The sequence below is a fragment of the Dickeya fangzhongdai genome (genome assembly GCF_002812485.1).
Lineage (GTDB): Bacteria > Pseudomonadota > Gammaproteobacteria > Enterobacterales > Enterobacteriaceae > Dickeya > Dickeya fangzhongdai.
Window position 1 is genome coordinate 1,987,628 of the sequence record NZ_CP025003.1, and the last position, 13,102, is coordinate 2,000,729.

14 protein-coding genes and 1 riboswitch are annotated in these 13,102 nt (G+C 60.0%); of the genes, 12 read left to right on the forward strand and 2 right to left on the reverse strand.

Translation table 11 applies throughout. The annotated features are described in order from the left end of the window. The first annotated feature begins 134 nt into the window (after window positions 1-134). The 12 genes from CVE23_RS09010 (at window position 135) to CVE23_RS09065 (ending at window position 10,726) form a co-directional block, all read left to right on the forward strand. Window positions 135-1,550: a cytochrome ubiquinol oxidase subunit I gene (locus CVE23_RS09010; RefSeq protein ID WP_100849362.1), complete on the forward strand. Its 1,416-nt coding sequence runs from the start codon at window positions 135-137 to the stop codon at window positions 1,548-1,550. Between the two features lies 1 nt (window position 1,551). Beyond that, window positions 1,552-2,559, forward strand: a complete 1,008-nt coding sequence (cydB, locus tag CVE23_RS09015) for a cytochrome d ubiquinol oxidase subunit II (protein WP_100849363.1) — start codon at window positions 1,552-1,554, stop codon at window positions 2,557-2,559. Between the two features lie 47 nt (window positions 2,560-2,606). Beyond that, window positions 2,607-2,753 (forward strand): DUF2474 domain-containing protein, encoded by a 147-nt coding sequence (locus tag CVE23_RS09020; protein ID WP_071605258.1) that lies wholly within the window; start codon window positions 2,607-2,609, stop codon window positions 2,751-2,753. 311 nt (window positions 2,754-3,064) lie between these two features. Further along, a riboswitch (molybdenum cofactor riboswitch) is annotated at window positions 3,065-3,208 on the forward strand. Next, window positions 3,196-4,185, forward strand: coding sequence for a GTP 3',8-cyclase MoaA (moaA, locus tag CVE23_RS09025; protein ID WP_038918700.1), 990 nt, complete (start codon window positions 3,196-3,198; stop codon window positions 4,183-4,185). Its footprint overlaps the riboswitch before it by 13 nt. Window positions 4,186-4,216: 31 nt before the next feature. Further along, on the forward strand, window positions 4,217-4,729 hold the full coding sequence (gene moaB / locus CVE23_RS09030; protein WP_100849364.1) for a molybdenum cofactor biosynthesis protein B: 513 nt from the start codon (window positions 4,217-4,219) through the stop codon (window positions 4,727-4,729). Window positions 4,730-4,735: 6 nt separating this feature from the next. Then, on the forward strand, window positions 4,736-5,218 hold the full coding sequence (gene moaC / locus CVE23_RS09035) for a cyclic pyranopterin monophosphate synthase MoaC (protein WP_038659837.1): 483 nt from the start codon (window positions 4,736-4,738) through the stop codon (window positions 5,216-5,218). After that, window positions 5,215-5,460 (forward strand): molybdopterin synthase sulfur carrier subunit, encoded by a 246-nt coding sequence (moaD, locus tag CVE23_RS09040; protein WP_038918701.1) that lies wholly within the window; start codon window positions 5,215-5,217, stop codon window positions 5,458-5,460. Before moaC ends, moaD begins: the two co-directional genes overlap by 4 nt. A gap of 3 nt (window positions 5,461-5,463) precedes the next feature. Next, window positions 5,464-5,913, forward strand: coding sequence for a molybdopterin synthase catalytic subunit MoaE (moaE, locus tag CVE23_RS09045; RefSeq protein WP_038918702.1), 450 nt, complete (start codon window positions 5,464-5,466; stop codon window positions 5,911-5,913). Between the two features lie 246 nt (window positions 5,914-6,159). After that, entirely contained in the window at window positions 6,160-7,176 is a 1,017-nt protein-coding gene (locus tag CVE23_RS09050) for an iron ABC transporter substrate-binding protein (RefSeq protein ID WP_038918703.1), read from the forward strand. A gap of 124 nt (window positions 7,177-7,300) precedes the next feature. After that, window positions 7,301-8,803, forward strand: coding sequence for an ABC transporter permease (locus tag CVE23_RS09055; RefSeq protein WP_225622679.1), 1,503 nt, complete (start codon window positions 7,301-7,303; stop codon window positions 8,801-8,803). Next, complete coding sequence (locus tag CVE23_RS09060; RefSeq protein ID WP_100849366.1) at window positions 8,800-9,834, forward strand: ABC transporter ATP-binding protein; 1,035 nt, start codon at window positions 8,800-8,802, stop codon at window positions 9,832-9,834. Before CVE23_RS09055 ends, CVE23_RS09060 begins: the two co-directional genes overlap by 4 nt. 181 nt (window positions 9,835-10,015) lie before the next feature. Continuing rightward, complete coding sequence (locus CVE23_RS09065; RefSeq protein WP_038918705.1) at window positions 10,016-10,726, forward strand: Bax inhibitor-1/YccA family protein; 711 nt, start codon at window positions 10,016-10,018, stop codon at window positions 10,724-10,726. A gap of 368 nt (window positions 10,727-11,094) precedes the next feature. Here CVE23_RS09065 and clsB read toward each other — a convergent pair whose 3' ends face one another. Together clsB and CVE23_RS09080 are read right to left on the reverse strand one after the other, a co-directional pair. Next, on the reverse strand, window positions 11,095-12,306 hold the full coding sequence (gene clsB / locus CVE23_RS09075; RefSeq protein WP_100849367.1) for a cardiolipin synthase ClsB: 1,212 nt from the start codon (window positions 12,304-12,306) through the stop codon (window positions 11,095-11,097). Then, complete coding sequence (locus CVE23_RS09080; protein WP_049854314.1) at window positions 12,303-13,073, reverse strand: endonuclease/exonuclease/phosphatase family protein; 771 nt, start codon at window positions 13,071-13,073, stop codon at window positions 12,303-12,305. Before CVE23_RS09080 ends, clsB begins: the two co-directional genes overlap by 4 nt. Window positions 13,074-13,102: the final 29 nt, after the last annotated feature.

The window sequence follows — 13,102 nt, forward strand, 5'->3', positions numbered from 1 at the left end:
TGGTATTCCGCCATCAGCGTGAGTACGGCTGGCGCTGTTTCGTTCGGCGCGCGTCGGCGATAGCTCCTATTCCGGCCCGCGCCCAGCCGACAAGTAAATCGATAGCAGGACTGTTTGCAGTCCAGAGGTAAGACATGTTCGGACTCGATGCATTTCATCTGGCAAGGATCCAGTTTGCCTTCACGGTATCCTTCCATATCATTTTTCCCGCCATCACCATCGGGCTGGCCAGTTTTCTGGCGGTGCTGGAAGGGTTATGGCTGAAAACCAATAACCGCGACTACCGCGATCTCTACCATTTCTGGTCGAAAATCTTTGCCGTCAATTTTGGCATGGGCGTGGTGTCCGGCCTGGTGATGGCTTATCAGTTTGGCACCAACTGGAGTGGATTTTCCCAGTTTGCCGGCAGTATCACCGGCCCGTTGCTGACCTACGAGGTGCTGACCGCCTTTTTTCTGGAAGCCGGTTTCCTTGGCGTCATGCTGTTTGGCTGGCAGCGGGTAGGCCCGGGGCTGCACTTCTTCGCCACCTGCATGGTGGCGCTTGGCACCATCATTTCCACGTTCTGGATCCTCGCGTCCAACAGCTGGATGCAGACCCCGCAGGGGCATGAAATCCATAACGGCGTAGTGGTGCCGGTGGACTGGCTGGCGGTGATCTTCAACCCGTCCTTTCCGTACCGGCTAATGCACATGGCGACGGCGGCGTTTCTTGCCAGCGCCTTCTTTGTCGGCGCGTCCGCCGCCTGGCATTTGCTGCGTCACAACGACACGCCGGCGATTCGCAAAATGCTGTCGATGGCGCTCTGGATGGCGTTAATCGTGGCGCCGGTTCAGGCGCTGCTGGGGGATATGCACGGCCTGAATACGCTGAAATACCAGCCGGCCAAAATTGCCGCGATAGAAGGCCACTGGGATAACCCGCCCGGCGAACCGACGCCGTTGATCCTGGTGGGCTGGCCGGATATGGAACGCGAAACCACCCGCTATGCGCTGGAAATTCCTTATCTGGGCAGCCTGATCCTGACCCACAGCCTGGACAAGCAGGTGCCGGCATTGAAAAGTTTTCCGAAAGACGAACGCCCCAATTCGACGGTGGTGTTCTGGTCGTTTCGCATCATGGTCGGGCTGGGCATGCTGATGATCCTGCTGGGCGTTATCGGTTTGTGGCTGCGCTGGCGTCGCCGGTTGTATCAGTCGCGGCCGTTTTTGTGGTTCACCCTACTGATGGGGCCGTCGGGGCTGATCGCGATTCTGGCGGGGTGGTTTACCACCGAGGTGGGGCGCCAGCCGTGGGTGGTTTACGGTCTGCAGCGCACCCGTGACGCGGTATCGGCGCACGGCGACCTGCAAATGAGCATCAGTCTGCTGCTGTTTATCGCGGTGTATCTGTCGGTATTCGGCGTCGGGTATGTCTATCTGGTGCGGCTGATCAAGAAAGGGCCGCAAGCGGGAGAGGGCGACGCCGCATCTACCGGTGGGCCGGGGCAATCGTCTACGCCGGCGCGGCCGCTGTCCGCGGTACCGGAAACGCTGGAAGAGGGGAAATAACGTGGGTATCGAACTTTCTGTCATCTGGTTCGCCATCATCATCTTCGCCACGCTGATGTACATCGTGATGGACGGCTTTGATCTGGGCATCGGCATCTTGTTTCCTTTTCATCGCCACGCCGCCGACCGGGACCTGATGGTCAATACCGTCGCGCCGGTATGGGATGGCAACGAAACCTGGCTGGTGCTGGGCGGCGCCGGATTGTTCGGCGCGTTCCCGCTGGCTTACGCGGTGATTGTGGATGCGCTGACTATTCCGCTGACGCTGATGCTGGTCGGGCTGATTTTTCGCGGCGTCGCTTTTGAGTTTCGCTTCAAGGCGACGCCGTCGCACCGCCCGTTTTGGGATAGCGCTTTTATGTGGGGCTCGCTGGTCGCCACCTTCTTTCAGGGCGTCACCGTCGGTGCGGTGCTCAACGGCTTTGAGGTGACCGATCGCCATTTTTCCGGCCCGGTATTAGGCTGGCTGACGCCGTTTTCACTGTTTTGCGGCGTTGGACTGGTGGTGGCGTATGCGCTGCTGGGGTGTACCTGGCTTATCATGAAAACCGGGCAGAGGCTGCATCGCCGCATGTCGGCGCTGGCGCCGTCGCTGGTGGTGGCGTTACTGGCGGTGATCGCGGTCATTAGCCTGTGGACGCCGCTGGCGCATCCAGCCGTCAAACAGCGCTGGTTTTCGCTGCCTAATCTGTTCTGGTTCCTGCCGGTTCCGTTGCTGGTGGCGGCCTGTGCGGCGGGAATAGTGCGCGGCGTGCGTCGCCACGCGCATTATTCTCCGTTCCTGCTGACGCTGGCGCTGATTTTCCTCGGTTTCACCGGGCTTGGCATCAGCCTGTGGCCGATGATCATTCCGCCGTCGCTGACGCTGTGGGATGCCGCCGCGCCGCCGCAGAGCCAGGGGTTCATGCTGGTCGGCGCGCTGCTGATCATCCCGGTGATCCTGGGTTACACCTTTTGGAGTTATTACGTCTTCCGGGGAAAAATCCGGCCGGATGAGGGGTACCACTGATGAAGCTGTTTGCCGTACGAAACGTTGTCAGGGAAAGTGCAATCGACATGGCGACATCGCCAAAGCCGGTGCGGCCGCTGTGGCGACGGCTGGTATGGATGGCGGTGCTATGGAGCGCCAGCGTGCTGGCGCTCGGCGTGGTCGCGACGCTGTTTCGCCTGCTGATGACCGCCGCCGGGTTGAAAACGCACTGATTTATTTGCCGTAGTATCTGCCGTATTTTTTATCCGCACCCCATGCCTGCCGGTTATCCGGCGGGCAGGTTTCTTTAACCGGGCAAACCGGTTCATTTCGCGCGCCTTACCTCCAGAGGGGTAGGGGATAAGCGTCATCCTATGACTCAGGTCAGGAAAGCTGAGTGGATTTCCGCTATGCTGAGCGCAAAAATAGTGAATGAAATCCGCTATATACAGGACTATATACCGCATTTTCAGTGACGGATAACCTGATTTGGCGATAGACTTCATGAAGCAATCACGGTTGTTCGGCGTCGGTGAAGCGACGCCGGGAAATCAAACTCCTAGCCCCGGAGCCTAAGTTCGCGCGCAAGCGAGGATACGGTTCCCTGGCCGTGGCCGATGGTCACCAGGGTGCAGGGTAGAAATGCCCGCATCTCCCGTATTTGGAAAGGTGTTTATGGTGAGTCAACTGACCGATGCGTTTGCGCGCAAGTTTTACTATTTGCGCCTGTCGATAACGGACGTCTGTAATTTTCGCTGTACCTATTGTCTGCCGGACGGCTACCAGTCGAACGGCGCGACGCCCCATCGTTTTCTGTCGCTGGATGAAATCCGCCGCGTCGGCCGCGCGTTTGCCGATCTGGGCACCGAAAAGGTGCGCCTGACCGGAGGCGAGCCGTCTTTGCGCCGGGATTTTGTCGACATTATTGCCGCTATCCGCGAAAACCCGGCGATTCGCACGCTGGCGGTCACCACCAACGGTTACCGGCTGGCGCGGGATGTGGCGAGCTGGCGCGAGGCCGGGCTGACGGCGCTTAACGTCAGCGTCGACAGCCTGGATGCCCGCCAGTTTCACGCCATTACCGGGCAGGACAAATTTCGTCAGGTGATGGACGGCATCGATGCCGCCTTCGCCAGCGGATTTCGCCGGGTGAAAGTCAATACCGTACTGATGCGCGATGTCAACGACAGCAGCCTGCACACCTTTCTCGACTGGATCCGCACCCGGCCGATCCAACTGCGTTTTATTGAACTGATGGAAACCGGCGAAGGGCGGGCGATGTTCCGCCGTCACCATGTATCCGGTCAGGTGATCCGCGAGCGCTTGTTGCAACAAGGTTGGCAACAGCAGGCGCGGGCGCGCAGCGACGGCCCGGCGCAGGTGTTCTCGCACCCGGATTATCAGGGTGAAGTGGGGTTGATCATGCCGTACGAAAAAGACTTTTGTCAGAGCTGCAATCGGCTGCGGGTGTCGGCCATCGGCAATCTGCACCTGTGCCTGTTCGGCGAGCAGGGCATTCCGCTGCGCGATTTGCTGACGGATGACGACCAGCAGGAAGCGCTGAAGCTGCGTATTTCCGGCGGCCTGAGCAGCAAACGGCAATCGCATTTCCTGCACGACGGCAACAGCGGCATTACCCCGAATCTGTCCTTTATCGGCGGCTGAATCGGCCGCGCAATAGCGTTAAGGAGTGTTTATGAGCAAGGTCAGCAGCGAATTTATTCCTCTGTGCGTGGCGGTGATGACGGTGTCGTCGCGCCGCACCGCCGCCGACGATACGTCCGGCGATTATCTGCGTGAAGCGTTGCAGCATGATGGGCATCAACTGGCGGGCAGCGCGATTGTCAGCGAAAACCTGTACCAGATCCGCGCGCAGGTTTCCGCCTGGGTAGCCAGCGACGATGTACAGGTTATCCTGATCAACGGCGGTACCGGTTTTACGCCGGGCGACCTGGTGCCGGAGGCGGTCCGGGTGCTGTTCGACCGGGAAATCGACGGGTTTGGCGAACTGTTCCGCATGGTGTCGTACGAAGAGATCGGCACCGCCACCATTCAGTCCCGCGCCATTGCCGGTTTGGCTAACCAGACGGCGATTTTCGGCGTGCCGGGGTCGACCAAAGCCTGTCATACCGCCTGGGAGCGCATTATCCGCGAGCAACTGGATGCGCGCCAGAAACCCTGTAACCTTTATCCCCATTTGAAAAAGTAAGCTGTTATGTCACAACTGACCCACATTAACGCAGCCGGTGAAGCGGCGATGGTGGATGTTTCCGACAAGGCGGACACGGTGCGCGAGGCGCGCGCCGAAGCCTTTGTGGAAATGGCGCCGCAGACCCTGTCGATGATCATCGACGGGCGGCATCACAAGGGCGATGTCTTCGCCACCGCGCGCATCGCCGGTATCCAGGCCGCCAAGCGTACCTGGGAGCTGATCCCGCTGTGCCATCCGCTATTGTTGAGCAAAGTGGCGGTGGAGCTGGAAGCCCAGCCGGAGCACAACCGGGTGCGGATTGAATCCCTGTGTCGGCTGACCGGCAAGACCGGTGTGGAAATGGAGGCGCTGACCGCCGCCTCGGTGGCGGCGCTGACCATTTACGACATGTGTAAAGCGGTGCAGAAGGACATGGTGATCGGCCCGGTGCGGTTGCTGGCGAAAAGCGGCGGTAAATCCGGTGATTTCAAGGCGGAGGCATCATGATTACCGTGTTGTTTTTTGCGCAGGTGCGGGAACTGACCGGCACCGATCGGCTCTCGCTGTCGGCGGAATATCGGGACGTGGCGTCGTTGCGACAGGCGCTGTGCGCGCGGAGCGACCGCTGGGCGTTGGCGCTGGAAGACGGTAAGTTGCTGGCGGCGGTGAATCAGTCGCTGGTGGCGATGTCGCACCCGCTGACCGATGGCGACGAAGTGGCGTTTTTCCCGCCGGTAACCGGAGGCTGAGTGATGGAGACGCGTATTCAGGTAGGGGAAGCGCCGTTCAGCGTGGGCGACGAGTACGCCTGGCTGGCGGCGAGCGATGCGGACGGCGCGGTGGTGACGTTCACCGGCAAAGTGCGCAATCATAATCTGGGCGATCACGTCAACGCGCTGACGCTGGAGCATTATCCGGGTATGACGGAAAAGGCGCTGACGGAGATTGTCGACGCGGCGCGGCAGCGTTGGCCGATTCAGCGCGTGAGCCTGATTCACCGCGTCGGCGCGCTCTATCCCGGCGACGAAATCGTCTTTGTCGGCGTCAGCGGCGCCCACCGCCATGCCTCGTTCGAGGCGGCGCAATTCATCATGGATTACCTCAAAACGCGCGCGCCGTTCTGGAAACGGGAAGCGACGTCGGATGGCGACCGCTGGGTGGACGCCCGCGATAGCGATCGGCAGGCGGCGGAGCGTTGGTAATGGCAACGGCGGCGGATTGATTGCCGCCGCTGTATGATTTTCAGCGTAATAATTTCACCGTTGAAGAAAAAGCGATAAAAAGCAGTGAATTATAAATTTTGCATTAAAATAGTGTTAAGGAAACAATTAATAAGAATCATTTTTATTTCTATTTTAGTGCTACGATAATGAGCCGGCGGTTATGTTCCGCCTGATTCGCTTTTATTGTCATACAGTTAATTGCCATACAGTGAAAAGGATAATGGTATGAAACGGCGTATTGCTTCCCTGTTCCCCGCCACCCTGCTGGCGTCTTCCCTGGTGATGGGGTTCTCCTTCGGCGCGCAGGCTGAAGATGAAGGTATTGTGATTTACAACGCGCAGCACGAAAACCTGGTGAAATCGTGGGTAGATGGTTTTACTCAGGACACCGGCATTAAAGTCACGCTGCGTAATGGCGGCGACAGCGAATTGGGCAACCAACTGGTGCAGGAAGGCAATGCCTCTCCGGCCGACGTGTTCCTGACGGAAAACTCGCCGTCGATGGTGCTGGTGGATAACGCCAACCTGTTCGCGCCGCTGGACGCCGATACGCTGGCGCAGGTGGAGCCGCAGTATCGTCCGTCCCACGGTCGCTGGATCGGCATCGCCGCTCGCTCGACGGTGTTTGTCTACAATCCGGAGAAACTGACCGAGGCGCAACTGCCGAAGTCGCTGATGGACCTGGCTAAACCGGAATGGAAAGGCCGCTGGGCCGCATCCCCGTCCGGCGCCGACTTCCAGGCGATCGTCAGCGCGGTGCTGGAGCTGAAAGGCGAGAAAGCGACGCTGGAATGGCTGAAGGCGATGAAAACCAACTTCACCGCTTATAAAGGCAACAGTACGGTGATGAAAGCGGTGAACGCCGGCCAGATCGACAGCGGCGTTATTTACCACTACTACCCGTTTGTCGACGGCGCTAAAACCGGCGAAAACAGCAAAAATATCCGTCTGTACTACTTCAAACATCAGGATCCGGGCGCGTTCGTCAGCATCTCCGGCGGCGGCGTGCTGGCCTCCAGCAAGCATAAGCAACAGGCTCAGGCTTTCGTCAAGTGGATCACCGGTAAGAAAGGTCAGGAAGTGCTGCGTACCAACACCGCCTTTGAATACGCGGTGGGCGTGAATGCCGAGTCCAACCCGAAACTGGTGCCGCTGAAAGACCTGCAGGCGCCGAAAGTGGACGCCGCCAAACTTAACGGCAAGAAAGTGGTTGAGCTGATGACCGAAGCAGGTCTGCTGTAATGCGTCAGTGCAGGGCGGGAGTACAATAAGGCATATGGCCGATGTGGAATGGAAAGTCGCCGGCGTCGGTGTGACCCACCCGGTGCGACCGGGGGCGCGGCCATACCGGATTGCTGGCGGCGGCATGGCGCTGATGGCCTTGCTGTTGTCGTTGCTGGCGTTGCTGCCGTTGGGTTTCGTGGTGGGTATCACCCTTGAAACCGACTGGGAAACGATAAAAGCGCTGGTGTTCCGGCCTCGGGTCGGGGAACTGCTGCTTAATACCGTATTGCTGGTGGCGGTGACGCTGCCGCTCTGCACGCTGCTCGGGGTAGCGCTGGCCTGGCTGACCGAGCGTACCACGTTGCCGGGGCGCCGCGCGTGGTCGCTGTTGTTGACCGCGCCGCTGGCGGTACCGGCCTTTGTTCAAAGTTATGCCTGGATCAGCCTGTTGCCCGGCATGCATGGCCTGGCGGCGGGCGTGTTCCTGTCGGTTCTCGCCTATTTCCCGTTTATTTATCTGCCGGCGGCGGCGGTGCTGCGCCGGCTTGATCCCAGCCTGGAAGATGTGGCGACCTCACTGGGCGCCAGACCCTGGCGTGTTTTTTTTCGCGTGGTGTTGCCGCAGCTACGGCTGGCGGTGTGGGGCGGTTCGCTGCTGATTGCATTGCATCTGCTGGCGGAATACGGCCTGTACGCCATGATTCGCTTCGATACCTTCACCACCGCAATTTTCGAACAGTTCCAGTCTACCTTTAACGGTCTGGCGGCAAACATGCTGGCGGGCGTACTGGTGTTGTGCTGTCTGGGGCTGCTGTTGCTGGAAGCGCTGACCCGCGGACGCGCGCGCTATGCCCGCGTCGGCTCCGGCAGCGCCCGTAACCTGACGCCCTGGCGGCTGTCGTCGCCGGCGGCGCTGGTTTGCGTTTTGTTGCCGCTGGCGTTAACCGTGCTGGCGCTGGGCGTACCGCTGATGACGCTCGCTCGCTGGCTGTGGCTCGGCGGCATGGAGGTGTGGCGCAACGACGAACTGTGGCCCGCATTGCGCCAGACGTTGTGGCTGGGCGTCAGCGGCGCGGCGCTGGTGACGCTGTGCGCGTTTCCGATGGCCTGGCTGTCGGTGCGCCATCCGTCGCGGCTGTATCGCCTGCTGGAAGGCTGTAATTACATCACCAGCGCGTTGCCGGGCATTGTGGTGGCGCTGGCGCTGGTCACCGTAACCATTCATACCCTGCGGCCGCTGTACCAGACCGAATTCACCCTGCTGCTGGCCTATGTGCTGATGTTTATGCCGCGAGCGCTGATTAACCTGCGCGCCGGCATTGCGCAGGCGCCGGTGGAACTGGAAAACGCCGCGCGCAGTCTGGGATGTTCGCCCGGACGGGCGTTGTGGCGCATCACGCTGCGGCTGGCGGCGCCGGGCGCAGCGGCCGGGGCGGCGATGGTGTTTCTCGCCGTCACCAACGAATTAACCGCCACGCTGTTGCTGGCGCCGAACGGCACCCGCACGCTGGCGACCGGCTTTTGGGCGTTAACCAGTGAAATCGACTATATGGCGGCGGCGCCCTACGCGCTGATTATGGTCGTGCTGTCGCTCCCGCTGACCTGGTTGCTCTATTCTCAATCGAAACGTACGGCAGGTTTATGAATACGCTTGAACTTTATGGCATCGGCAAATCTTTCAATGCCGTCACGGTGCTGGACGGAATCGACTTGCAGGTTGCGCCGGGCAGCCGTACCGCGATTGTCGGCCCCTCCGGTTCCGGTAAGACGACGTTGCTGCGTATTATTGCCGGTTTCGAAGCGCCGGATAGCGGCACCGTGCGTCTGCAAACGCGCGTCGTGGCGGATGCGCACCAGTGGGTGCCGGCGCATCAGCGCGGCATCGGCTTTGTACCGCAGGACGGCGCGCTGTTTCCGCACTTTACCGTGGCGCAGAACATCGGTTTTGGGCTTGAGGGCAGTAAACAGGATAAACAGCGACGCATCGATGAACTGATGGCGATGGTGTCGCTGGACTCGCGGCTGGCGTCACTGTGGCCGCATGAATTATCCGGCGGCCAGCAGCAGCGGGTGGCGCTGGCGCGCGCGTTGTCTCAGCGCCCGACGCTGATGCTGTTGGATGAACCTTTCTCGGCGCTGGATACTGGCCTGCGCGCCGCGACCCGTCAGGCGGTTTCCGCCCTGCTGGCGGAGGCGGGCGTGGCGTCGATTCTGGTGACTCACGATCAGGCGGAGGCGTTGTCGTTTGCCGATCAGGTGGCCGTCATGCGGCAAGGGCGGCTGGTGCAGGTGGGATCGCCGCAGTCGTTGTATCTGCGCCCGGTGGATGAAGCCGCCGCCGCGTTTCTTGGCGACACGCTGGTGCTGTCGGCGCAACTGAAAGACGGGCGCGCCGCGTGCGCGCTGGGCGACATCGCGGTTGACGATAATCAGTCCGCCGGCGCCGCACGCATCATGCTGCGACCGGAGCAGATTCAGCTCTCGCTGGCCGAGCCGTCGGCGGCGCCGCAGGCGGTGGTGGCGAACATCGAGTTTGCCGGATTCGTGTCCACGCTGCGCCTGCGAATGACCAACAGCTCGCAGATGATCGAACTGAAAAGCGTCAGCCGGGAAGATATCGTCATCGGTTGCGGCGTCAATCTGACGGTAGCCGGGCGGGCGCATCGACTGGATTAGTTCCGGCGGCCGCCTTCACTGTGGAGCGCTGGCCGTGGTCACGCGCCGTGCGGGCGCATAGCCTGCATAAATTGCGATGACCGTTGAGGAAGCGTTATCCGTTGCGTGTAGCATTTTGTGTTAAGCTGAAAAACAGGTGGGCGTAAGCCCGTTCTGTTTCACTCAATGCAAAGGTTGCATCATGGATCGATTTCCACGTTCTAACGGTTCCATCGTCCAGCAGGCCGGCACCGGTCTGCAAACTTATATGGCGCAGGTCTATGGCTGGATGACCTGCGGTCTGTTGCTGACCGCGTTTGTTGCCTGGTATGCCGCTAACACCCCGGCGGTGTTGCAGATGGTGTTCTCCAGCAAGATCACCTTCTTTGGGCTGGTGATTGCCCAACTGGGACTGGTGTTTGTGCTGTCCGGCATGGTGCACCGCCTGAGCGGCGGCGTCGCCACCACGCTGTTTATGCTCTATTCCGCGCTGACCGGCCTGACGCTTTCCAGTATTTTCATCGTCTACTCCGGCGAATCCATCGCCAGCACCTTTGTGATTACCGCCGGTATGTTCGGCGCCATGAGCCTGTACGGCTATGTCACCAAACGCGACCTGACCGGCATGGGCAGCATGCTGTTCATGGCGCTGATCGGTATTCTGCTGGCCACGCTGGTGAATTTCTGGCTGAAAAGCGAAGGGTTGCAGCTTGCCATCACCTACATCGGGGTGCTGGTGTTTGTCGGCCTGACCGCTTACGACACGCAGAAACTGAAAAACATCGGTGAAGAGCTGTCGGTCGATGACCGGGACAGTTTCCGCAAGTACTCGATCATGGGCGCGCTGACCCTGTATCTCGATTTCATCAACCTGTTCCTGATGCTGCTGCGTTTGTTCGGCAGTCGTCGGTGAGGGTGTTGCAGATTACTGGCAACCCTTCTTAGTTACAGATAATGGGGCTTTCCGGCGTTAAAACTGTGCTGAGGCAAGCGACTTCGCCGGGTGAGCCGCATGGACGCGGCGAAAGTCCGTGCCGCGCCGGGAGCGCGTCACGGACGGCCCGAACAGCGAAGTCGAATGCCGAAGGTAGCGCGTAGCGCCACAGTTTAGCCACTAGCCAGTGGTCAAGGAGAGGTGGCGTTTGAACCTCTCCTTGTCGTGCGTGCTATGAAGTGGCAAAGAAACCACACCGTTTATCCCGCACGAAACCATTCACTGACCAGACATACATCTCCGTTCACAAAACAACACGGCTGTTTGTCGACAGCCTTAGAGTTTTGTTATTTCTTTTCGCTGTCATCCGTCGGCGGGGGGCCCACCTGGGTTAACTGCGGGCTGTGCGCCGGCAACCAGCCGACCATCGACGGGAAGCGTTTCAGGAAATGGAACACCACTACGTTTTTGAGCATCTGCCAGTACGAGCGTTTCGGTAGTTGCGCAGGGTCAACCCGTACGCAGTCTTCGCGAATAAGCTGGTGCAGGTTGTCCCGCAGTTGCTGGTTGAAGTCGCGGTCATTGATGATCAGATTGGCTTCGAGGTTGAGCGCCAGACTGAGCGGATCCAGGTTGCTGGAGCCAATGGTGGTCCAGTATTCATCCTGCAACGCGACCTTGCCGTGCAACGGCTGACGACGGTATTCATAAATGTCCACCCCGGCTTTCACCAGCCAGGGATAGAGCAGACGCGCGCCTACCAGAACGATCGGCATATCCGGCTGTCCCTGAATGATCAACCGTACCCGCACATCTCGTCGCGCGGCCTTGCGCATCGCCCGCAGCAGGCGATAGCCGGGGAAAAAATAGGCATTGGCGATCACCACCTCGCGTTTGGCTCGTCGCAGCATCAGCAGGTATTGACGTTCGATGTCGCGCCGGTGCAGACCGTTGTCGCGCCAGACAAACAGCGCCTGCGCGTTACCGGGGTGGGGGTTGCGCACGGCGCGGCGAAAGCGTCGCCGCCACCAGATGCGCGGCTCCTCATCATGGGCCAGCGCCGCCAGCACAAACCGGTAGATATCGTCCACTACCGGGCCGCGCACTTTAACGGCGTAATCCTGCTTGGCTTCCGGGCCGTAGTCGCTCAGGTGGTCGGCCGAGTAGTTGATGCCGCCTATCCAGGCGGTGTGGCTGTCCACCACCACGATCTTGCGGTGCAGACGCCGGAACAGGTTGGTACGCATCAGGCCGAACAGGCGTGGGCGCGGGTCGTAAAAATGGAAGCGTACGCCGGCTTCCACCATCGGTGCGAGAAAGGCGGGCGACAGGTCGTGCGAACCATAGCCGTCGGCGGTGGCATCCACGCTGACGCCGCGCTGCGCCGCCGCGATCAGCGCTTCCCGCAACGCGTAGCCGACCTTGTCCTCAAACCAGATGAAGGTTTCCAGCACCACCCGATTGCGGGCCTGACGGATCGCGTCAAACACGCTGGGATAGAATTCGTCGCCATTCACCAGTAGTTCAATTTGGTTGCCGTCGCGCCATTCGGTTTTCACAAATGAATCTCCACCGCCAGCGGCGCATGATCGGACAAGTGCGACCAGGGTTTGGACGGCAGCAACTTCGGTACGCTGGTTCGGGCGTTGCGCACATAGATGCGGTCGAGGCGCAGCAATGGAAAGCGAGCCGGAAAGGTCCGTGCCGGTTTACCGAAATGCTGACTGAATACCTCTTCCAGACCGGCGCTGCGTTTCAGCAGGGCGCTGGCTTTCATCTGCCAGTCATTGAAATCTCCGGCGACGATCAGGGGCACCTCGGCGGGTAGCGTCGCCAGCAGGTCGCACAATAATGTCATTTGCTGTCGCCGGTGCGAGGCGGTGAGCCCCATGTGTACGCACACGATGTGGATATGTAAATCCCGGTTGGGGACTTTCAGTACGCAATGCAGGATGCCGCGTTTGGCTTTTTCGGATACCGATACGTCCAGATTGCGATAGCTGAAAATGGGAAAGCGCGACAGCACCGCGTTGCCGTGCTCGCCTTCCGGGTAGACCGCATTGCGCCCGTAGGCGTAATCGTTCCACATGGTTTCCGCCAGAAACTCGTAGTGCGAGGTGTCCGGCCAGTGTTCTACCTGCAGCGGATGGGTGGAATGGCGGCCCAGCACTTCCTGCAGACAGACGATATCGGCGGAAACCGAGCGTACGGCATCGCGCAGTTCCGGCAGGATGAAGCGGCGGTTCAGTGCGCTGAACCCTTTATGGGTATTGATGGTCAGCACGGTGAAAGAAAACCCCAATGACGGTTGCGAGACGGTATCCATTGTTTTCCCTCGTTCCCAAGTAGCTGAAT